The organism is Mucilaginibacter auburnensis, from assembly GCF_002797815.1.
Lineage (GTDB): Bacteria > Bacteroidota > Bacteroidia > Sphingobacteriales > Sphingobacteriaceae > Mucilaginibacter > Mucilaginibacter auburnensis.
Genome location: NZ_PGFJ01000002.1, coordinates 317452 through 340313, shown reverse-complemented (window position 1 = coordinate 340313; position 22862 = coordinate 317452). Strand labels below are relative to the sequence as shown.

Sequence of the window (22862 nt, the reverse complement as noted above, 5' to 3'; positions counted from 1 at the left end):
ACCTATAAAGAATATCTCAATGTTATGCCAAGTGTACGTTGGTCGCCTAATACACCTGCATAATGACCAGCGTTACCACCTGCTGGTAGCAATTGCTCAAAGTAATTTTGATTCAATAAGTTACGGCTCCAAATATAAGTGCTAAATCCGTGGGTAGCTTTGAAACCTAAGCGTGCGTTCAATAAACCATAACCGGCTATGTTTAAGTAAGCTGATGGAGACGCGCTTGAAGAAAATGATGAGCGGAAAGAACCATCAACTGCTACAAAAAACTGCGATGTGTTGTTACCAAGGAACGCGTAGTTAGTTGCAAATTCGCCGCCTAATGAGCCGGCCCATTTAGAAACTCCCGGAAGCGCACCGCCGGAAACATCTTTAAACGGAGGTAACTGACCAGTTTCTTCTAAAGGAAGTGGCGCATTGGTGAATTTAACGTATTTAGCATCTGTCCAGGCGCCTGCTGCGTAGAATGAGAAGTTTTTATCTACACGGAAACTTGCATCTAACTCCACGCCTTTAACGTTTACCTTTTCGGCATTGGCAATGTAACCACGGTTCACAGTCAAATCTGCCGACTGTACGTTGGTTTGGTAGTTGTCAATATCTGAGTTGTGGAAAGTTAAGTTGAATATAAAGTTAGTGAACGGCGTGCTTTTAAAGCCAATTTCATAGTGTTTGGTTTTCTCTGGTTTTATTACAGCGTAGTCCAATATTGTTTTACCTGCCTCAGGTGATGGCAAACCGGCCACGTTCACGCCAACCGGCTTGTAGCTGGTTGAGTAAGTAGCAAAAGCGTTTAAGCGTGTGCTTGGACGATAAGCAGCTGTTATTGAATAAGTAAAGTTATTCTCATCAATGTTAGTAGCATAATTTTGGCTGCTATACACACCGCTTTTTATTTTCTGAAGTGCAGCCTTTACATCATCATTATATGTGGTCTTGGCAATATCTAAACCACCTCTGGCCTGTCGATCATAGTATACATCCTTTTTGTCGTAATTAATACGAGCTCCGGGTACAATGTGAAAGTTTTTGAAAACCTCATAATCAACACTGGCGAAAGCTGCCGCACTTTTAGATTTGATGGAAGCGTTGGTATAAATGCCGTATCCCTCTAATAGATCAGGTGTGGCCCATAGTTGATCCCAGGTATAGCCTGTTGGCGCACCTGTGCTGCCAGTCTGACTTTGTGAAAAGCGCCATTGCGCACTGCCTGATTCTTCAGTACCAGTAATTTTTACTTCCTGATCCAGATAGAATATACCCACAACACCGCTTAACTTCTCGTTAAAAGTACCTGCATAACGCACCTCCTGCGACCAGTTATGATGCTTTGCAGGGTTTTGTGATTTCTGCAGTACAGGTAAGCCTGTAAAGTCCCTGTCATTTGATGGGTCCCAGTTCCAGTAACGGTAAGCCGTAGTGGATGTTAAAGTACCAGGACCTATCTTGAAGTCGCCATTTAATGAAACACCACCTAATTGATTGCCCGATCTCCAGGGCGTATCATGGTCTATTACACGATCAAAAGCGTTGTAACTTGGCAATGTATATTTAAGATCTGCAATAATATTATTGAACTGGCGATAAGCAGGACGTTTTGTAGGTGCAACTCCGGCAATAACCTGTGCATAGCCATCAGGTTTTTGATCAGATGCATCACCCGCTAAAGTAATGGCAACGTTGTCTGAGGGTTTATATAGAAATTGTACACGGGCGCCTAAGTTGTTAAGGTCATTAGTTGCGCGGCCGGTACGAATATTTTGAACTAAACCATCTCGTTGTGTGCCCGAGAAGGAAACACGTGCTGCTATAGTTTTGCTCAAAGGTCCGGTAATAGCTGCTTTAGCTTGAATGTATCCAAAGTTACCAAAGCTGGTTTCAAATGTATAGCCGGGCGTAAAGCTTGGCTTACGCGTGGTAATATTAAACGCGCCTGCAGCCGTGTTTTTACCAAACAAGGTACCTTGCGGGCCACGTAATACCTCAATATTTTCAACGTCAATAAAGTCGAATGTTGCAACTGCAGGACGTGCATAATAAACCCCATCCACATAAACACCAACGCCAGGGTCCAAACCATCATTGGTCAAACCAAATGGTGAACCTATACCACGTATATTAATACCTGTGTTACGCGGGTTTGAAGTGTATAACTGTAATGATGGTACAAATTGTTTAACATAGTTAACGTTGAACGCACCGGCCTGGTCTATTTGAGAACCACCTACTACCGAAACCGGGATAGGTACATCCTGCAAAAGTTCTTTGCGGCGGCGGGAGGTTACTACAATTTCGCCCAAAAGATCGTCTTCCACTAATTCCAGTTCAAGTGAAGTGGTTTTAGAGCTCAGTACCTGGAAATCCTGCGCTTTAAAACCTACAGATTTAACCTGAAGGTAAAACGGTGGCTCAAGGTTGGGGGTAATGCTGAATGCGCCTTGCTCATCGGCAGCAACAGAGATTTTTGTACCCCTAACTGTTACTGTGGCATGGGGCACAGCAGCGCCTTTTGAATTTTTAACCACACCGGTTACTACTAACTGGGCGTATGCCGTTGATGAAGAATAAACTAAAAAGATCAGCAGTAAAAGTTTTACTGTTTTAGAAATAAGTTTCATTTATAAGTTGTTGTTTGCTTAAAGAATATGTTGTTAAGTGCTAAGAGATGATCTATTTAGATCAGCAGCAACAACATGTTTTTGTGAGTGAGGTAAAGTAAAGTTTAATCATAAAAGTTAATTTCTATTAATTTGATAAATCCTATAGATTTGGTAGACAAAAATATTAATAATTATTTGTTTGTCAATTTTTTTTTAAAAATAATAGAAAATATGTTTGATAAACAGTGGTTTGTGGACGGTTTGGGATGCTGTTTTTAGCTTACTGTACATTGCCTAAAATGTGGTTTAGCGTTAAATTCGGCAATAAAATGTTTATTTTGCACAATGCAATCTTTTGAACTGGATAGGGAGGATTTAAGCCGCATCAAGGTCGCTCTTGAAGAAGGGGATGATGTATTGAGGGAAGTTTTGCGGGATTATCATGCTTCAGAGATCGCTATCCTTTTTGAAAAACTACCATCCGAAGCGCACGAGCGCATTATCAACATACTGCCAACTGATATTGCCTCGGAGGTTATTTCAGAGATGCACGAAGAGTCGCATCCGGGAGAATTGCTGATCAACCTCGATCCTGAAAAACGTTCGGAAATAGTAAGCGAGCTGGAGTATGATGATGCTACCGACATTATTGCCCAGCTTGACGAAGAAGAGCAGGAAAATATTCTGGAGAGCATGGATGAGGAAGATGCTTCCAGCATTCGTGCGCTTTTAAGTTACGCCGAACATACAGCCGGCGGCTTAATGAACTCGTCGCTTATTAAGGTGAATATCAGCCAGGACAAAAAAGGAGCTCTTGATGATATCATACGCCAATCAGAGGAGATGGAGGAGTTTTACACCATTTACGTAGTGAATGGCGATGATGTTTTGCAGGGCGTGGTTTCCATTAAAGATATAATAAAAGCTCATGCTGATGTAAAAGTACAGGATTTACTAAAGCCTGATCCTGTTTACGTAAAAGCCGATGTTGACCAGGAAGAGGTTGCAAGGCTTATATCCCAATATAATTTAACTACCATACCGGTGGTTGATGATGAAATGAAGTTGCTGGGCCGCATTACCGTTGATGATATTATTGACGTAATGGAGGAGGAGAGCACGGAAGATATATTAAAGATCTCCGGTGTTTCTGAAGATGAGGAACTAAGCGGTAGCTGGCAGGATGCGGTGAAAAGTCGCCTGCCATGGCTGGTTATCAACCTCGGTACTGCATATCTCGCTGCTTCAGTTATCCGGCATTTTGACTCCACAGTTAAACAACTACCCCTGTTGGCAGCATATATGACTATAATTGCAGGTATGGGTGGTAACTCGGCCACGCAGGCACTGGCAGTAACGGTTAGGCGTATATCTTTAAGTGATCTGACCGACAGACAGGCCTACAGCACGGTGTTTAAGGAGTTTTTGGTTGGTTTGATCAATGGATCTGTTAACGGCCTGGTTGTTTTATGCGTTGCCCTATTTTATGATGCTAACCCTATGTTAGGGTTGGTTTTGTTTCTGGCCATGACAGGCAACTTAATGATAGCCGGTATTACCGGAGCAACAATTCCTTTGGTTTTAAAACGTGTGGGGATAGATCCGGCTGTTGCATCATCCATTATTATAACAACATTTACAGACTGCGCCGGCTTTTTGTTGCCATTATGGCTGGCCAGCAAGTTTTTGCTGTAAGCTTAAAATACCTACATTTGAACTTTCAATTTAACTGAACGAAATGACCGAAGTAAGACATAACTGGACCCGCGAGGAAATTGCTGAAATATACCACACTCCATTGCTTGACCTTATTTACCGCGCTGCTACCATACATCGCGAAAATAAAGATTATGCAGAAGTGCAGATCAGCTCACTTATATCAATAAAAACCGGTGGTTGCCCCGAAGATTGCGCTTACTGCCCACAAGCAGCACGTTACAACACAGGCGTTGATGTGCACGCCATCATGCCAAAAGAAGAAGTGATTGCCGTTGCTGAAAGAGCAAAAGCAGGTGGTGCATCCCGTTTATGTATGGGGGCTGCCTGGCGCGAAGTGCGTGATAACCGCGATTTTGACAAGGTGATTGATATGGTAAAAGCTGTAAACGCTTTGGATATGGAAGTTTGCTGTACTTTAGGTATGCTTACCGAGAGCCAGGCACAGCGCTTAGCCGATGCCGGATTATACGCTTATAACCACAACCTGGATACGTCAGAAGATGATTATAAACGCATTATTACTACGCGTACTTATGATGATCGCTTGAAAACATTGGAGCATGTGCGTAAGGCAAAAATATCGGTATGCAGCGGTGGTATTATTGGCCTGGGTGAAACTGTGGAAGATCGCATTTCTATGATTAATACTTTATCTAACTTGCCTCAACATCCTGAGTCTGTTCCTATCAATGCTTTGGTGCCTGTGAAAGGCACACCATTGGCAGATCAGCCGCGTGTTGCCATTTGGGATATGGTGCGCATGATAGCTACTACCCGCATTGTTATGCCTAAAACAGTAGTGCGTTTGTCAGCCGGACGTACCGAGATGAGCACCATTGAGCAGGCGTTCTGTTTCATGGCTGGTGCTAACTCTATATTTGCCGGAGAGAAATTGCTTACAACGCCTAATCCATCTTTTGACGAAGATATGGCTATGTTTGAGCTATTGGGCTTAACTCCTCGTAAAGCCTTTAAAAACGGCAGGCCTGAAATAAAGGAATTAAAAGAAATGAGCATTAACGAAGTGATATAGATATGAAAGGCCGGGCAACCGGCCTTTTTTGTTATAAGGCTCATCAATTAAACCTTTCTTCAAACTTTCCGTCATTCAGTGTGGTTAAATTAACATGCTGAATATTAACAATAAATCACTTATTATATTTATTCCTGTACTGATGTTGGTTGCATCATGCAGTAAAATGAACGGTCCTGCTGCTTTGTTCAAAACGCGCTCTCCGCACGAGATGTATGCTGATAACCTACGCTCTGCGGGCTTAGAACGCTCTGAACTTGGCAGGCAATGGCTTACCCGCGCATCTGATATTGCAGCAAGTGCGTTGGCGGTGAAAATTCCCTACAAAGAAACCGGATACTTTGCTCCTGAAAAAACTCAGGTAGTTACCTTTAGCTTTGAGGCGATAAAAGGGCAAAAACTCAATATCTCGTTAACCAAAAAACCTGCCATAAACTTCAACATCTATTTAGATGTATTTGAGCGTAATAAAAAAGGTGAAGTTGAGCGTGTAGCTTATGCAGATACAGCAGGAACGGGCCTTGAGTATGAAGTGGAAGCGACAGGAAAATACTATTTACGTTTGCAGCCTGAGCTTTTAAGTGGCGGGCAGTACACTTTAACAATAACCGCAGGTCCATCTCTTGGATTTCCGGTTACAGCATCTGCCAAACCCCGAATAGGTAGTTTTTTTGGCGACGGACGTGATGAAGGCGCCAGATCTCACGAGGGCATTGATATATTCGCGCCTAAAAGTTCGGCCGCTATTGCTGCTGCAAATGGTGTAGTAACATCTGTACGCGAGAATAACCTTGGCGGAAAAGTTGTGTTTATGCGGCCGGATGGAAAAGACTACTCACTTTATTACGCGCATTTAGACGCGCAGTTGGTTAACCCGGGTCAGAACGTAAAGGTAGGAGATACGATTGGTTTAGTGGGTAACACGGGCAATGCACGTTATACACCGGCCCATTTACACTTTGGTATTTACACTAATAATGGTGCAGTAAATCCCATACATTATGTTGATAAGCAGGTTAAGGCACCGTTGGGTATAAGTTCACCATTAAATTTGCTTAATGCTACTGCAAGGGTCAATAAAAAAGTTACGGTGTTTAACATGCCTGTCTCCGGTGCTTCTTCAATTGCAACATTGAGCGCTAATACACCTTTAACGGTGACCGCGGCGGCTGCAAACTGGTATAAAGTAACGCTGCCAAATAATTTGACAGGTTATATAGATGCTAAAGCGCTGAGCACAGCGAAGACACTTAGAACTTTAGCGATAAGAGCAAATACCATACTTTACAACCAACCTGATACGTTAAATGCCAAACCTATTGCTGCAATTAAAATGGGCGAGCGCATAGATGTGCTTGGTAACTACAATAATTATCAGCTGGTTTCTGTTGGCGATTTAAGTGGTTGGATTTTGAATAATTAATTTTTTGGAAAATATTTTTCTTTAAAGTGATGTTTTGCTGACATATACAGTATGCAGTGTTAAATATTTTAAGTATATTTGTATATACAATTTTAAAACTCACTACAACACACATTTAATTTTTAACGTAAAAGTGTAATTATGAGAAAACATTTTTGGTGGATTTGCTGCGTCTTTTTGATAGTATGTGCAACAGTAATTAGCTGGGCGCCTGCTGAGAGTAATAAAGTTGCAGTAACTGCAAAAAACGAACGCTCTGCAAAGGAGTTATTTAATGAATATGTAAGTTCTGTTTACCAGGCAGCAAGCCTTGGTCAGGCAGGTTTAAGTCAGCAGGTATTTGAAAAAGCCCTTACAGGCTATTTCAACCTAAAAGCTGCCAATAAATTATCAAATGCAAGTGAAATAGTTACTATTGTTGATTTTACAAAATCCAGCCGTGAAAAACGTATGTGGATTGTAGATCTATTCAGCAAAAAGCTGTTATTGAATACCTGGGTAGCTCACGGACAGGGTAGTGGTGGCGATATGGCCGATCATTTCTCAAATACCAATCAATCTCACCAGAGCAGTTTGGGATTCTACGTAACCGACGATATTTATTATGGTAAACACGGTCGCTCATTGCGTTTAGATGGTATGGACGCCGGCTTTAACAATGCTGCACGTAACCGCGCTATTGTTGTACATGCTGCAGATTATGTTAGCGAAGGTACCATCAATGCTTTAGGCAGGTTAGGCAGAAGCCATGGTTGCCCGGCGGTATCGCCAGCGGTAATTGATATGGTGATCAATAACATAAAAGGTAAAACCCTTTTGTTCATCAACGGTAACGATGCTTCATACACTTCAAAGTATTTAGATAATGCGTTTGAGAATACTTTTGCGATGAACAAGGTGGAAGCTCCAACGCCGGTTTTACCTGTTAATTAAATTTAAATCCAATTATATACAAAAGGCACTGTGGGCAACCACAGCGCCTTTGTTATGTTATGACTTAATGTCGCGCTATGCAGCTATCATTTTATTCATGTGTGCATATAACACAATATCTAGGCCGTAAACGTCTCTTCTGAATTGTAGCGTACCATTTGCATCTTGCCAGCAGGTTACATAAGTAAGATATACCGGAACTTTTTTAGGTAATGCAATATCAGTGGGTTCTGATTTGTTGCTATTCATGTCATTAACAATAGTTTGGTATTTATCGCCTTCGCCGAACAAAGCAAGTGCTAATTCCTGCGGACGCTCCACACGTACGCAACCATGGCTGACCGCGCGAACCGGTTTATTGAAGGCGAGCTTTGCAGGGGTATCGTGCAGGTAAACACTGCTTTTATTATTGAACAGGAATTTAATTTTTCCTAAAGCATTACCATCCCCTGGACGTTGTTTAAATGAATATTGATCGCCGGAAGCGCTGGCCCAATCAATAGTTTCAGGGTCATCAACTTTTTTGCCGTTTTGATAAACGTCAATTCCTTCGTTTTCCAGATAATATGGATCGCGTGCAGCAATTTTCATTATTTCTTTAGTAGCAATACTTTCGGGTATATTCCAAACAGGGTTTACCTGCACGCTATGGATCATACTGTTTAATTGTGGTGTTTCGCGCGAGAAAGGGCGATCAACTTTATCGCTTTCATCATACTCAACTAAATTATCGCTTCTGTCAACATTCCGGCCTTCGCCAACACAAACTTTCATGTTTAATGCTGATTTTCCGTTTTCCATTACATCTAAGGTAAAATCAGGGATGTTTACCAATACATATTTATCAGCGGTTGGTTTGTTTTTCCAGCGTAAACGTTCAAGGTTAACGGCTAATATGCGCTCGCTTTCTTCCGCCGGCATGCCTGGAGCCTGAACACCTCCTGCCAAAGCTTTTTGCAAGGCAACGTATTGTGGGTTTTTAGGCTGAATGCTATCCAGATAATTTTTCAAATTAGCAGTTTGAAAAACTTTTAGCATAGATGTGCTATCAGGTCTTTGGGTTTCAGTATAATAGCGTTGATAAATACGACGCGGGCTTATAACGCCAAATTGCAAAGCATTTGAATAGTTTACCAAAGCATTGGCAGTTAACAATTCTAACTCTGCAAGGTCACGATAAGCTTCATCAAGGGTTTTAATTGCTTTCTTATCATGTATTTTATTGATAAGCGCGTTGATCTCATCTGCCTGAAATATCTTTGGATTTAAGCCGTGTGCTTTGGCTTTGGCCAGATATTCGTTAGCTGGGTTGAATTTTTCTTTTACGATATGATCCATTACAAAAACGGCATCGTAGCCATTGTTTTCGTAAAATGGAAGTATTACTTGTGGCTGTTTGATCTTAGCCTTTTTTTCTGCAAGCACTTTTTGGAAAACCTCCGAAAAGCCTTCGGGTGTTACATCTTTAAAAACCTTATTTTTGGATGCGCTATAAAGTTCTTTGCCCATATCTGAGCGACTTTTTTTGCAACTTTGAAACACCAGCAAAAACGCTAATGAAGAGAAAAGGAAGAGCCGTGTTAGCTTAAAAGTATTTGTTATCATAGGAGTTTGTAAATAATATATGCTTTACATTGCAATAGGCGTACCATTTTGAAAGCATGTTACTAATAATACTTAGTTAAATAAGCTACATCACAAGAAATATATATGTCAGAACAACATCAACGTGAGGTTTGGTTAAGAGGGCCGCTACCCGGAATTCCGCCTTTGTTACAGCCTGTGGCGCATGCTTTGTTGCAAGCGAAGGAAGAGGTAAACCGACTGATGGCCGAATTCCCGGAAATATACCTATGGATAAAACCTGTGGGCTTAGCTTCTCCGGGTTTTCACCTGCAACATATGACCGGAGTTATTGATCGTTTATTTACTTATGCCAATGGAGAAACTTTAACGGCAGCACAGATGGAGTTTCTGCATAGCGAAGGCACATCGCCCCAAAAACAGGACAGCGTTGCCGCTTTACTGGATGCCTTTAGCGCAAGGGTTGACGAAGCAGTAGCGAAACTTAGCATAGTTGAGGAAGCCACACTCTCCGAGGTAAGGGGAGTAGGCCGTGCTAAAATACCATCTACGGTTATAGGGTTGTACGTACATACTGCCGAGCATATAATGCGACACTCGGGGCAGTTGCTGGTAACGGCAAAAATTTTAAGAGGTTAATGGCGTTTTTATGTATCGGTATAAAAACCAGTAACCTGTAGCAGCAAATAAACTTATTAAGCCAAGCATCCACCACAATAAGTAGAAACCACCGTACTGGATAAGTACACTGCCCAGAAACGGAGCAGTAACCTGTGCCGCCGACCATGACATGCTGTACAGCGCAGCATACTCACCACGGTTTGTGGGGCTGCATCTGCTTATCCAAAAAGCATTCATAAATGGCATTGCTAAAATTTCTGATAATGTTATTAGCGTTACGATCACCGCTGCCGCCGCTATCCCGGCGGGTAATAGGTTAAATAATATATAACCAACTGCTCCGGTAAGCACGCCCGTTATAATGTAGACCAAACCGTTACGCCTACCTTCCAAACGGTGTACTATTATCATTTCAATCAATGCTATCATCACGCCGTTCCATGCCATCAAGGCCCCGATAATACGTTCGCCTAAGTGCCAGTTAAGTTTTAGAAACACCGGCTGCATAATGAAGAACTGAAAGAAACACATACCAAACAGCGTAGACAGGAAAATAAATGCAAGATATACTTTGTCCTTGTAGGCTGATATTGCCTCATTAGCTTCATCAACATGCTTTTTGATGCCAAACATTACTTTTGAACGGGGCATGAGTATAAGCAGCATAACACCCGCCAGAATGTTAGTGCAGCCATCTACCCAAAACAATAAATGATAATTGACAGCTGCAAGTAAACCACCTGTTGCTGCCCCGAATGCCCAGCCCAGATTAACGGCCAAACGGTTTAAAGAGTAAGAGCGGATCTTGTTATCTTCAGAACTGTAATGTGCTATAGCTGTTGAGTTGGCTGGTCGGAATGATTCATTGCAAAAGCTCAATATAAATGTGCCAATAGCCAAAGTTGGGTAGGTACGCAGGAAGCCTAATAGCATAAACAACAATCCACCGCTCAATAAAGCACCCACTTGCAAATCGTAAAAACCTATTTTATCTGTGAGTTTCCCGCCAAAAAACGAACCCATTATAGAGCCGATGCCAAACATGGCCATAATGGTACCTGCCTGAACAATACTAAAATGCAACTCCTGAACGCAGTAAATGCTCAGAAATGGCACCACCATGGTACCGCTTCGGTTAATAAACATAACAACGCTCAAATACCAGCTGTTGCGGGAAAGACCGCTATAAGCTTGTTTGTATAGTTGAGCGATTGTGGTAAGCATGGCTTGAATTCGAAATTACATTAAAAATCAGTGGAAGCAGGCGAGCAAGGAAGTCTGAATATTATAATAGAACCGATGAATGTCAAACTATAACATAGATGCCAATCGAAGAAAAAACCACTTTGATTTTGTAGCCAGCCTATGTTAGGTAAAAATAAAAAAAGCATAGACAAAATAATTCCTGTTATTCCAACAAGCGTCTTTCTGTATATAATATTAGTTACATATTTAGCAATAAATATCATGGTTAAAGACCATGCACAACTAAATAAGACAATTCTTAGGATAGAAATGATTAACTCGACCAGATGTATAATATGGTATTGAAAATAATCTGCAGCGTTAAAATATACAATGTAAGCAGAAACTGTACTTGCAACCAGAATACTTGTCAGTAAAATTTTTATTGTATATAGTAAAGCTTGTTTCACTTTGGTGAAGAAATGTGACGTTTTAAAGTTGCTGAAATTTAAACAAAAAGGCGATGAGTCAACCCATCGCCTTTAATATCAGGATAATCCTTAAAATCCTATAAATGAGGGTCCAGACGGGTATTTCTATTTCTTAGCCAATGATCGGCAATAACCAGTGCGGCCATTGCTTCAACAATAGGGACAGCGCGCGGCACCACACAAGGATCATGACGGCCCTTGCCCGAAATCTCGGCAGCATCGCCATCTGCATTAATTGTAGCCTGGTTATGCATAATGGTAGCAACAGGTTTAAACGCAACCTTAAACTCAATTGGCATACCGTTGCTGATACCGCCTTGTATACCGCCTGAGTAGTTGGTGATGGTTTTTACCTTTTCACCATCCTTAATAAACACGTCGTTATGCTCAGATCCACGCATTGAGCTTCCCTCAAAGCCTGAGCCGAACTCAAAACCGTGCACTGCATTAATGCTTAGCATAGCTTTGCCTAAATCGGCATGTAGCTTATCAAAAACCGGCTCGCCTAAACCAACAGGGCAGTTTAATACATGGCAGCTAACTTTACCGCCAACGGTATCGCCGTCCTTGCGCACAGAATCAATGAACTCGATCATTTCATTAGCCGTAGCCGGATCAGCGCAGCGTACAATATTTTGTTCGCGTTCAGCTATAAATTCATCCGCACTTATTATCTCCACATTAGGGGCATCAATTTTACCAACGCTGCTAACATGGGCTACTATTTCAATGCCTTGTGTTTTAAGTAACAGTTTAGCTAAAGCACCCGCAGCAACACGTGCCGCAGTTTCGCGGGCAGATGAGCGCCCTCCACCACGATGATCGCGTATGCCGTATTTGGTGTGATAGGTATAATCTGCATGTGACGGACGGAAAACATCCGTATTATGGTTGTAATCTTTTGAACGCTGATCTTCGTTTGGGATCAGCATCATAATAGGCGTACCTGTGGTTTTACCTTCAAAAACACCCGAAAGAATGCGAACGGTGTCGCTCTCTTTACGCTGCGTAGTGATTTTTGACTGGCCCGGTTTACGCTTATCCAGTTCGCCCTGAATATAATCCAGATCAACATCCAGCATAGATGGGCAGCCATCAATAATTACACCAATAGCTTCGCCATGCGATTCGCCAAAGGTTGTTATCCTGAATAGTTGTCCGAATGAATTGCCTGCCATATAGCCCCCTAACCCCCTAAAGGGGGAATGTTTCGCCCCCCAACCCCCTAAAGGGGGAGCAATTAAATAATGATTCTATTAGGGATAGAATGTAAATAAATACCCGCCAAAGTTCCCCCTTTAGGGGGCCAGGGGGCTAACAACAAACCCCACCTTTTCAAGATCTGTCCAGAAAGCCGGGTATGATTTTTCTACCACTTTGGCATCCTCAACTTCCAGTTCGGGTATCAGCAATGCCAAGGGTGCAAAGGCCATAGCCATGCGGTGATCATCATAAGTATTAATAAACATTCGCTGGGGAATAAATTTGCCGCTGCAGTCCAGCGTGTATTGCTCATTATCCTCAATTAGTTTAACACCCATTTTAGCCAGTTCGTTCTGTAAAGCTGCTACGCGGTCGGTCTCTTTAATTTTTAAAGTTTCCAATCCTGTAAAGGTAGCTTCATGGCCCAACGCGGCACAAACAACGATGACAGTTTGCGCCAGGTCGGGACACTTTTTCATATTGAACAGCTTTTTGCTGATAGCTTTTGCTTCTTTTTTCAGATAAACACCGCCATCTTTAAATTCCGATGATATACCAAAGTTGGCCATTATCTCAGTAATTACACTGTCGCCCTGTAAACTATAGGCAGTTAATCCGCCTAAAAAAAGTTCTGCTTCATCAGCTAATGCAGCTATTGAGAACCAATAAGACGCCGCACTCCAATCAGGTTCAACCGGAAGCTCCGTTTCTTTAAAATCCTGATTAGCTATACTGATCACATTATCATTCCAGTTGTGCTGAATGCCGGCCTGTGCTAACATAGCCAAAGTCATTTCAACATAGGGGCGCGATGTTAACTCACCTTCAATTTGTAGCTCCAAACCTTGAGGTAGCTTAGCAGCAATTAACAACAGGGCAGTGATATACTGGCTGCTGATGTTGCCTTTAATGCTGATGCGATTTGTTTTTTGCTCGAGGTTACCTTTTATGTGGATGGGAGGGAAGCCCTCGTTTTCTACATAATCAATTTCTGCACCCAACTCACGCAACGCATCAACCAATATGCCAATAGGGCGTTGTTTCATGCGGGCGCTGCCGGTTAATATCACTTCCTCGGGCTGCAAAGTAAAATAAGCAGTAAGGAAGCGCATGGCAGTACCAGCGGGACCAATGTTAACTTCGGATATCGGATTTTCGATTTCAGAAGCGGCTAATACAGTGTTTACTTTGCCCGACTTCAAAATTCCATGTAGCAATACCGTATCGGCAGCATCAGACACATTTTGCACCTTAACTTTGCTATTGCTCAGCGCTTCAATAATAAGCGCGCGATTGCATTCGCTTTTTGAACCTGTAAGCTGTATGGCGCCGTTAGCGGTTTTGCCTGGCTTGGTGAGCAGAATATTAGGGCTCATGTATTATGCGTGTGTAAGTTTTTCAGCTTGCTGACCTGCTGCCAGATCTTTATTCATGATAGCAGTTTGTCTGCGGATAGATTCGCTGTGTACCAATTCTAAAAACTTCTCGGTAAACTCTTCGCTTAACTGTAGTGCTTTACCGTAGCTGATAGCTTTTTGAAGGATCTCGTCCCAACGGTTAACCTGCAAAATGGTAATGTCGTTGTCGCGTTTGTGGATCCCTATTTGCTCAGCAATTTTCATACGCTCAGCAATTTTTTGAATTAAAAGGTCGTCAATTTTATCAATTGTACCACGTAGTTCGCTTAATTTATCTTTAACTACAGCGTCACCACCTTCTGGTTTACGTAATATCAAACGATCTATTAGTTCAGCCAAAGCAGCAGGAGTAACCTGTTGTTTAGCATCTGTCCATGCAACTGATGGGTCAATGTGCGACTCAATGATCAAACCTTGCATATCTAGGTCTAATGCTTTTTGAGATATATAACCTATCAAATCACGGTTACCGGTAATGTGGCTTGGATCGCAAATAATAGGTAAGTGCGGTGCTAAAGTTTTAAGGTGGATAGCAATATCCCACATTGGCTCATTACGGAAAGCAGATTTTTCGTATGATGAGAAACCACGGTGAATAGCAGCCAATTTGGTGATGCCGGCATTGTTGATACGCTCAATAGCACCTATCCATAATGAAATATCAGGGTTAACCGGGTTTTTAATTAATACAGGTACATCAACACCTTTTAACGCGTCGGCAATTTCTTGCACGGTGAAAGGGTTAGCAGTTGAACGTGCACCTACCCATAAAATATCAACACCTGCAGCTAAAGCTTCTTCAACGTGTTTTGCGGTAGCAACTTCAACGGCAGTTGGTAAACCTGTTTCGGCTTTGGCGCGTTTTAACCACTCCAAACCAATACTGCCAATACCTTCAAACTCACCCGGACGGGTACGTGGTTTCCATATACCTGCACGTAAAGCGGTTACTTTACCTGTGTTTTTCAATAAATGTGCGGTTGCTACTAACTGTTCTTCTGTTTCAGCGCTGCAAGGGCCTGCAATTAAAAATGGTTCGTTTACGGCCGTGATCCATGAGCTTAACGGCTGTATGTTTAAATTAAGTTTCATCGTTTAAATTTGGTTGCGAATGTCTGTAAATCTTGGTTTATTTATTTAATTTTTTTACACTTATATACTTACGTACAGGTTTTTCGGGCTTAACTTCCGGAGCTTTCTCACTTTCATCTTCGTAGCGGACGTACTCACCTAAAATGTTAAAGTTGTGGGTGTACTTTAGCACTTGTTTAATGGCAGCATCATACTGCTTGTTATCTTCCCACTCTACATCAACATAAAAATTATACTCGTGGCGTTTGCCTAACACCGGCATAGACTGTATTTTGCTCATATTAACGCCTAAATCAGCAAAAATATTAAGCACTTTAGCCAGTGCACCTACCTGGTTACTCACCTGGAAACATAACGACGCTTTATTAGGCGTTTGCTTGGTTACATTCTCGTGTGTGGTTAGTATCAGGAAACGGGTATAGTTCTTTTTGTTAGATTCTATGCGACGCTCAATAATATCCAATCCATAGGTTTTAGCAGCCAGCGCGTTGGCTATGGCTACAGTATCAGTCAGCTGCTCATCCTGAATGCGTTTGGCGCATGCGGCGGTATCGCTGCTCTCCACAATTTTAAGGTGCGGAAACTCGTCTAAGAAATCGCCGCACTGGCGTATGGCCATTGGGTGTGAGGTTACATTTTTAATTTGTTCAAACTTTACACCCGGCAAAGCCATTAAGTGTAACTGAATAGGCAGATAAACCTCACCAACCACCGGGAAGTTATAACCCAATAACAAAGAGTAATTAGGTAAAATACTGCCCGCAATGCTGTTTTCAATAGCCATAACTAAGTAGTCGGCTTCGTCACGCTCTAACGCCACAAAGGTTTGTTTGAACGAATCGCATTCAACAGTTTCAATATTCTCGCCAAAATATTCAAATGCAGCCTGCTCGTGGAACGATGCTTTTATTCCTTGTATGGCTACTCTTGGTTTATCTTTTTTCATAAAGCTTATAAAGCAAAAAGTCCCGGCTTTTTGGGCCGGGACTTTTCAATTTCTTGTTATATGTTTAGTGCATATTAGTCCCGGCTCTTACTGGTAAAGTAAAAGTAGTAGCCGTAAAAGTATGCGCTGTTAAATTTCATTGTTTTTAATTATGATGCGAATATACGTTTAAAAAGGATATGTCAATAGAAAATTTTTATTTTTTGTAAAAAAGAACACTAAACAAAATTTTATTGGGTAAAAATAGGAGTTTGCAGTTTTCAGTAGGCAGTTAGCAGTAATGGTTATTGCAATTTTATATAAGCTGCAAACAAATACGCCTGCACAGCATTTACCACTGCCCACTGCCCACTGCCCACTGCCCACTGCCCACTGACTAAGCAAACTACAAAACGCTGACCAACGCCTATTGATGAGCCGCACAATAAAACCTATTTTTGTATGCAATTTTTATACTGATGTCTGAAAACTTAGAACACGTAAAATGCCTGATAATAGGTTCGGGCCCTGCGGGATACACTGCAGCTATATATGCTTCACGCGCTGATTTAAAGCCTGTTATGTATACAGGCATGTTGGCCGGTGGGCAGCTTACGCAAACTACTGATGTAGAGAATTTTCCGGGATACCCAACCGGAGTAATGGGCCCTGAAATGATGGAAGATTTCCGTAAACAGGCCGAGCGTCTAGGTACCGAAATTAGATTTGGTTATGTAAGCTCGGTTGACTTTTCAAATCTGCCGCATAAAGTGGTAGTTGATGAGGTTAAAACTATATTGGCTGATACCGTAATTATATCAACCGGTGCATCTGCTAAATGGCTGGGTTTAGACTCGGAACAAAAATATAGCGGCTTTGGCGTTTCTGCATGTGCGGTTTGTGATGGTTTCTTCTTTAAAGGACAGGATGTTGCCATAGTAGGGGCCGGCGATACTGCTGCTGAAGAAGCTACTTATTTGGCTAAAATGTGCCGCAAGGTGTACATGATCGTTCGTCGTGATGAATTCCGTGCTTCAAAAGCAATGGTTCATCGTGTGCTGAATACCAAAAACATTGAAGTGTTATATAACACCGAAACCAAAGAGATTTTAGGAGACGGACAAAGTGTTAACGGTGCCCTTGTTATCAATAGCAAAACTAACGAGGAGCGTAAGCTTGACGTTACCGGTTTCTTTGTGGCAATTGGTCACGAACCTAACACAGGCATATTTAAAGGCTGGATTGATATGGACGAAACAGGTTATATCAAAACCCGTCCCGGCTCAACCGAAACTAACGTTGAAGGCGTGTTTTGCTGCGGCGACGCGCAAGACCACATTTACCGTCAGGCGGTAACAGCTGCCGGTTCAGGTTGTATGGCTGCTATTGATGCGGAAAGGTATTTAGCTGCTAAAGAGCACGTTGTGACGGTTTAAATAACTTTTATAATATTGAAAAAGGCATCTATTATATAATAGATGCCTTTTTTATTGGGTGTAAATTTTGTTAACCGGCAATAGCAGATGCGGAGTGATTTTTACCATAGCGCAGCCGCTGATAGATCCAGGTGTTAATGAGCAGAAGTCCCATGCCATAAAAAACATCCTCAATAGGTATCGTTAATATACGCGCCCCAATTATGTGGTCTGGATTGTACCAAACTACCGGCGCATCTAAACAGGTGCCTGTAAGCAAACCGTTTACAATTGTAAAAGGGATGAGCAGTATAATATATATTATATAAAACCTGCCCAGCCACCGCACTTTTTTGTAATATGCGGCAAATATTAAAAGTGCTAATAATCCAAATGCTGATGCTGTGTAATAATTGTTACGGTAAATTGCGGCTATAATTATACATAAGCCAATAAGTGTATAGCTGATGAATGGTGAACTCTTGGATAGCACATTTTCAGGGATTACCCTTATCAGGCAGTCAAACGTGAACACGCAGGCGTAGGGTATACATACAAAGAATAGTATCTCCTCTAAAGGCATATTACCCACATGTATGCCCGTTATATAAGTAGAGTTAAAGCCCCAAACGCCCATGCTTGTAAACCAGCTGTCCCAAACCAAATAGAACAAACTGGTAACTATTATTGCAGGTAGTAAAGCGTACCAGTGCTTATACAATCCGCTTTTTGGATGAAATGATACCAGGAAGGGTACCGAAATACTGAAGAAATCAATAAGCAGATAGGTGTATTTTGTCATGAAGCCGCCTCTTGCTTTTTAAAATATTTGCGCGGAACCCATAGCATACCAAAGCATTCGCCGTCATGCTTACCTAAATGTTTGTGGTGCATTTTGTGCGCGCGACGAATACCCAACAGGTAGGGATTTTTGGTGTTCCGTAACCATTTAATACGTTGATGAATGAAAATATCGTGCACAAAAAAGTAGCAAAACCCATACAGGGTAATACCCAAACCAATGTACAGCAAAAATGTAACAGGGGTATAAATACCGATAGCCAAACAGGTGATACCAGGGGTAGCGAAAATCAAAAAGAAGGCATCGTTATGTTCTAAAAAACCGTAATGCTCTTTATGGTGATGATCTTCATGTAAACCCCATAACCAACCATGCATCAAATACTTATGTGCCAACCAGGCAACGCCTTCCATCGCGACAAATGAAACTACGGTTATTAATATGTTATATACTATTTGCATTGTTTTTCTTTTGGTTAATACGTTCAAAACATAGCCTGAACCATGGTGTGTACTGCTCAGGATTTTCACTGATGTCAGAGGTAAGAGCTTCCGTACTGATATATCTGAAAGAAGCAACTTCCGCAGCATTAGGTTGAGGCAGGCTGTCGCTGATGCCAATAAACACATGGTCAAACTCGTGTTCAACCAAGCCGTTATCAAACTCAGCACGGTAGGTAAAATTAAACCACTCTTCAAGTTCACAATCCATGCCCATTTCTTCTTTAAGTCTGCGGTTTGCTGCGTCAATGGTCGACTCGTGAGGGCGTGGGTGACTGCAACAGGTATTGCTCCACTTGCCCGCCGAATGATATTTTTCTAAGGCGCGTTGTTGCAACAAAAATTCGCCTTTAGAATTGTAAACAAACACGGATATAGCACGGTGTAATGAGCCGGTAACATGAGCCTGCATTTTCTCCATCACCCCCTGTGCAACATCGTTGTTGTCAACAAGTATCACGTTCTCCATTGTATCGGCAATTATATCCAATTTAATTTGTGTTTTAACATCGTGTCAAACAATAACGCAATTTTGCGCCGGTTAGATATGCGGAACCTTTCAGAAAACACAGCACTCGCAGCCGCCAGCTTGATCTTCTTAAAAAGCTGCTGATAATAGCGATACGCTAAAAACACGCCTCTGCGAGATGAGCGAGGTAACATACGTATGCCTACAAGCGCATCCGAGAAATCTTTTTCAATTTCTTCTTCAATTTTGCGCTTATCCACCTCGGTAAATACAGAAAGGTCTACGCCCGGAAAATAGGTGCGGTTAAGCTGGTTGTAGTCAGCGCCAATATCACGAAGGAAATTGATCTTTTGAAATGCCGCGCCAAGCTTCATAGCTGACGGTTTGAGCTGTTCATAAACTTGTTTATCCCCACCCGTAAATACGTACAAACACATCAATCCAACCACCTCTGCGGATCCTAATATATATTCCTCGTACTTGGCTTTGTCGTATTCCTGCTTATATAGATCCATTTCCATGCTATGCAAAAACTGATGGATCAACTGGTGGTCTATCCGATAATCATGCACAGTCTTTTGAAAAGCATTTAAAATAGGGTTCAAACTTATCCCGCTTTCGATAGCCTCAAAACAATGTATCTTAAACTGATCTAATAATAGCTGCTTATTATGGTCATGAAAGCTGTCAACAATCTCATCTGCCAGCCTTACAAAACCGTAAATGGCGTAAATGGGGTCGTGCAGATATTTATCAAGAAAACGTATGCCTAAAGAGAAACTTGTGCTGTAACGCCTTGTGGTCAATTTGCTGCATTCAGCTGATAATCGGTCAAATTTTTCTTTCATAGCACTAACGTTTAAGGTATCTGAGTAATTGGTTGGCGGCAACATTGCCGGATATGATAGCGGGAGGTACCCCCGGTCCCGGCACAGTAAGGTGCCCTGCAAAGAATATATTTTCAACTTTCCTATTGCGCATAGATGGCTTAAGTATGGCTGTTTGCGTTAATGTATTAGCTAAACCATATGCATTCCCTCCAAACGAATTGTAATCTCCTTTAAAGTCGTCAATACAGTAACTCTTTTTGTAGTCAATTGAGTTGCGGATGTCTTCACCGCAATAAGCTTCCAAACGATCCATTATAATATGGAAGTATTTTTCACGCAGCTCATTCGTTTCAGTTATGTCAACAGCTAATGGCATTAATATAAACACATTTTCGTGGCCCTCAGGCGCTGCATCATTATCAGTTTTTGACGTGCAGCACACATAAAACAAGGGTTTTGACGGCCATTTAGGGTCTTTGTATATCTCTACAGCATGTACCTGCAGGTCCTCGTCAAAAAACAAGTTGTGGTGTTTTAAACGCTTTAACTTTTTATTTATGCCGAGGTAAAATATAAGTGCCGATGGCGCCATTACTCTTTTCTTCCAGTACTCAGGGGTATAGGTAGCGTACTCTGGCCCAAGCAGTTCCTGGTCAATGTGATGATGATCGGCAGAGCCTATAACGGCGTCAACATCATGAACGCTATTTTTAGTGTAGATGCGGTCAATTTTCTTTCCGTTAATATCAAATCCGGTTATAGCAGCATCAGTGTGAAATTTTACCCCCTGCCGTTCAGCAACAGTTTTCATCGCTGTTATGATCTGTGCAAAGCCGCCCTGTGGATACCAAGTGCCTAATGCAAGCCCTGCATAGTTCATTAGGCTGTATAATGCAGGCGTATCCTGCGCCATTGCACCCAAAAACAGGGCTGGGAATTCCATCAGCGCTATCAGTTTCGAGTTTTTGAAATGCTTTTTTACGTGCGCGCTTAAAGAAGTAAATACCTGTAATTTAAATACACCTTTTATCAGTTCAATATCTGCAAACTCGGTTATGGATAAGCCGGGTTTGTAAACCAGTTTATTGATACCGATGTTGTATTTAAAAGCTGCTTCTTTTAAAAACTTGTCTAACTTTTGAGCGCTGCCCGTTTCAATCTCTTCAAATAAGGCTGATAAGCCGGATAAGGTAGCGGGCACTTCTAAAACATCATCTTTACCAAAAATGATATCATACTGCGGATCTAATTCAGTGAGTTTGTAAAAGTCGGCAGGAGTGCTGCCCATGTCGGCAAAAAATTTCTCAAAAACATCAGGCATCCAATACCAGCTCGGGCCCATGTCAAATGTGTAGCCGTTATCTGTTTTAAGTTGACGGGCGCGTCCACCTATAGCTGCGTTTTTCTCATAAACGCTTACATCGCAACCTGCCTTAGCCAAATAAGCCGCAGCGCTAAGTCCTGAGAAACCAGCACCTATGACAGCAATTTTTTTAGATGGAGTTAATTGTGTCATACAGTACGTTTGTTTTTTATAATTGATTCAAAATCCGCCGGATTTTCCAGCAATTTAATGTTTTCAGGTAGGTTTACAGCATGCATTATCTTCAAATTGCCTGACAAGTAAATAGTTACTCCCTTGAGTTGTGAAGACAGGGAGTTTAAATAAGTTTGGGCTTCTGCCGGCAGCCTCATTCTTGTCATGAAAAGCAACAGGAATTCCGGCTTCGTGACGGAAACTGCATCGTGCAACGTATCTAACGGAACTCTGGGGCCTAAGTAAATTACACGCTGACCGGCGGCTCTAAGCAAATAGTTGGCTAACAACAGCGGTATGTCATGATCTTCATCTTCGGGCAGGAACAGTAGCCAACCTTTTGTTGTATTATCTACAACTGCGCAGGAATCGGTAGCGGCAAATAGTTTTTGACGGATGATCTGAGATAAAAAATGTTCCTGCGATGGCGAAACTTTTCCGTTAAGCCACAAAAGGCCAATTCTAACTAATAGTGGATAAATAACAAATTTGTAAGTATTGAGAATACCGTCCTGCCCGAAGGATGAAGAAATCAATTCACTCAATTTTTTTTCGTTATAAACCAAGCAGCTATTTATTATTTGGGTTATAAAGTATTCATGTCTGTGTTGGGCGGCAACTGTGCTGTCAATGTCAAGCTGTAACAATTGGCTCATATCGCTATTGCTTAAGCTGCAAACGCGAGATATTTTGTGTCCCGAATGATATAAACCTGTAATACTCAACAAACGTTTTAATTGCTCGTCATCGTAAAAACGTGTATTTCCGGCTGTACGAGAAGGTTTCAGCGCGCCATAACGGCGTTCCCATATCCGTATATTATGTACAGATATGCCCGAAAGCTTTTCCAGATCAGAAATTGAGTAATTCATTTTGTCTAAAAAATATAACGGTAAATTTAGACAAAAGTTCTTTAATTGTTAAAAATGATTTTAACAATTGGGAATTTATTTTTGAAACAAGCGTTATAAAAAGATTGGTTAACTTTTGTGGCATTATTTTTACAGCCGTAGTATGCTATTAATTTTATAAAATTTTAAATTCACCAACTTAAATTATTGATGAACCTGTTTATGTTA

At 41.7% G+C, this 22862-nt stretch carries 19 protein-coding genes; 6 read left to right on the top strand and 13 right to left on the bottom strand.

The annotated features are described in order from the left end of the window. Positions 1 to 2: 2 nt before the first annotated feature. Complete coding sequence (locus CLV57_RS12120) at positions 3 to 2621, bottom strand: TonB-dependent receptor (RefSeq protein ID WP_100341669.1); 2619 nt, start codon at positions 2619 to 2621, stop codon at positions 3 to 5. Between the two features lie 327 nt (positions 2622 to 2948). On the opposite strand from CLV57_RS12120, the gene mgtE reads away from it, so the two are divergent. The 4 genes from mgtE (at position 2949) to CLV57_RS12100 (ending at position 7711) form a co-directional block, all read left to right on the top strand. Continuing rightward, positions 2949 to 4298, top strand: coding sequence for a magnesium transporter (gene mgtE, locus CLV57_RS12115; RefSeq protein WP_100341668.1), 1350 nt, complete (start codon positions 2949 to 2951; stop codon positions 4296 to 4298). A gap of 43 nt (positions 4299 to 4341) precedes the next feature. Continuing rightward, entirely contained in the window at positions 4342 to 5355 is a 1014-nt protein-coding gene (gene bioB / locus CLV57_RS12110; protein ID WP_100341667.1) for a biotin synthase BioB, read from the top strand. A 94-nt stretch (positions 5356 to 5449) separates the two neighbouring features. After that, positions 5450 to 6778, top strand: a complete 1329-nt coding sequence (locus CLV57_RS12105) for a M23 family metallopeptidase (RefSeq protein ID WP_100341666.1) — start codon at positions 5450 to 5452, stop codon at positions 6776 to 6778. Positions 6779 to 6919: 141 nt separating this feature from the next. After that, complete coding sequence (locus tag CLV57_RS12100) at positions 6920 to 7711, top strand: murein L,D-transpeptidase catalytic domain family protein (protein ID WP_100341665.1); 792 nt, start codon at positions 6920 to 6922, stop codon at positions 7709 to 7711. A 75-nt stretch (positions 7712 to 7786) separates the two neighbouring features. On the opposite strand, the gene CLV57_RS12095 is transcribed toward CLV57_RS12100, so the two are convergent. Then, complete coding sequence (locus CLV57_RS12095; protein WP_245857033.1) at positions 7787 to 9220, bottom strand: L,D-transpeptidase scaffold domain-containing protein; 1434 nt, start codon at positions 9218 to 9220, stop codon at positions 7787 to 7789. A 201-nt stretch (positions 9221 to 9421) separates the two neighbouring features. On the opposite strand from CLV57_RS12095, the gene CLV57_RS12090 reads away from it, so the two are divergent. Next, positions 9422 to 9934: a DinB family protein gene (locus tag CLV57_RS12090; protein ID WP_100341663.1), complete on the top strand. Its 513-nt coding sequence runs from the start codon at positions 9422 to 9424 to the stop codon at positions 9932 to 9934. Here CLV57_RS12090 and CLV57_RS12085 read toward each other — a convergent pair. From CLV57_RS12085 to CLV57_RS12060, 5 genes are all read right to left on the bottom strand, one after another. Further along, complete coding sequence (locus tag CLV57_RS12085; RefSeq protein WP_100341662.1) at positions 9923 to 11140, bottom strand: MFS transporter; 1218 nt, start codon at positions 11138 to 11140, stop codon at positions 9923 to 9925. The two genes, CLV57_RS12090 and CLV57_RS12085, sit on opposite strands and share 12 nt — an antisense overlap. A gap of 529 nt (positions 11141 to 11669) precedes the next feature. Further along, positions 11670 to 12770 (bottom strand): chorismate synthase, encoded by a 1101-nt coding sequence (gene aroC / locus CLV57_RS12075; protein WP_100341660.1) that lies wholly within the window; start codon positions 12768 to 12770, stop codon positions 11670 to 11672. 120 nt (positions 12771 to 12890) lie between these two features. Then, positions 12891 to 14171: a 3-phosphoshikimate 1-carboxyvinyltransferase gene (gene aroA / locus CLV57_RS12070; protein WP_100341659.1), complete on the bottom strand. Its 1281-nt coding sequence runs from the start codon at positions 14169 to 14171 to the stop codon at positions 12891 to 12893. Between the two features lie 3 nt (positions 14172 to 14174). Then, positions 14175 to 15305: a bifunctional 3-deoxy-7-phosphoheptulonate synthase/chorismate mutase type II gene (locus tag CLV57_RS12065; protein ID WP_100341658.1), complete on the bottom strand. Its 1131-nt coding sequence runs from the start codon at positions 15303 to 15305 to the stop codon at positions 14175 to 14177. A 37-nt stretch (positions 15306 to 15342) separates the two neighbouring features. Then, positions 15343 to 16251 carry a prephenate dehydratase gene (locus tag CLV57_RS12060; RefSeq protein WP_100341657.1) on the bottom strand — a complete coding sequence of 303 codons (909 nt, stop codon included), beginning with the start codon at positions 16249 to 16251 and terminating at the stop codon, positions 15343 to 15345. A gap of 458 nt (positions 16252 to 16709) precedes the next feature. On the opposite strand from CLV57_RS12060, the gene trxB reads away from it, so the two are divergent. Then, a complete protein-coding gene (trxB, locus tag CLV57_RS12055; RefSeq protein ID WP_100341656.1) occupies positions 16710 to 17666 on the top strand; it encodes a thioredoxin-disulfide reductase in 957 nt (318 codons plus the stop codon). A 70-nt stretch (positions 17667 to 17736) separates the two neighbouring features. On the opposite strand, the gene CLV57_RS12050 is transcribed toward trxB, so the two are convergent. The 6 genes from CLV57_RS12050 to CLV57_RS12025 are packed head-to-tail and all read right to left on the bottom strand — an operon-like array spanning position 17737 to position 22655. Then, positions 17737 to 18447, bottom strand: a complete 711-nt coding sequence (locus CLV57_RS12050; protein ID WP_100341655.1) for a lycopene cyclase domain-containing protein — start codon at positions 18445 to 18447, stop codon at positions 17737 to 17739. Then, positions 18444 to 18908 carry a sterol desaturase family protein gene (locus CLV57_RS12045; protein WP_100341654.1) on the bottom strand — a complete coding sequence of 155 codons (465 nt, stop codon included), beginning with the start codon at positions 18906 to 18908 and terminating at the stop codon, positions 18444 to 18446. The genes CLV57_RS12050 and CLV57_RS12045 overlap by 4 nt, the downstream gene beginning before the upstream one ends. Next, on the bottom strand, positions 18892 to 19437 hold the full coding sequence (gene idi / locus CLV57_RS12040) for an isopentenyl-diphosphate Delta-isomerase (protein WP_245857031.1): 546 nt from the start codon (positions 19435 to 19437) through the stop codon (positions 18892 to 18894). The genes CLV57_RS12045 and idi overlap by 17 nt, the downstream gene beginning before the upstream one ends. Continuing rightward, a complete protein-coding gene (locus CLV57_RS12035) occupies positions 19428 to 20264 on the bottom strand; it encodes a phytoene/squalene synthase family protein (RefSeq protein WP_100341653.1) in 837 nt (278 codons plus the stop codon). The genes idi and CLV57_RS12035 overlap by 10 nt, the downstream gene beginning before the upstream one ends. A 4-nt stretch (positions 20265 to 20268) precedes the next feature. Next, a complete protein-coding gene (locus tag CLV57_RS12030) occupies positions 20269 to 21762 on the bottom strand; it encodes a phytoene desaturase family protein (RefSeq protein ID WP_100341652.1) in 1494 nt (497 codons plus the stop codon). After that, positions 21759 to 22655, bottom strand: coding sequence for a MerR family transcriptional regulator (locus tag CLV57_RS12025; RefSeq protein ID WP_100341651.1), 897 nt, complete (start codon positions 22653 to 22655; stop codon positions 21759 to 21761). Before CLV57_RS12025 ends, CLV57_RS12030 begins: the two co-directional genes overlap by 4 nt. Positions 22656 to 22862: the final 207 nt, after the last annotated feature.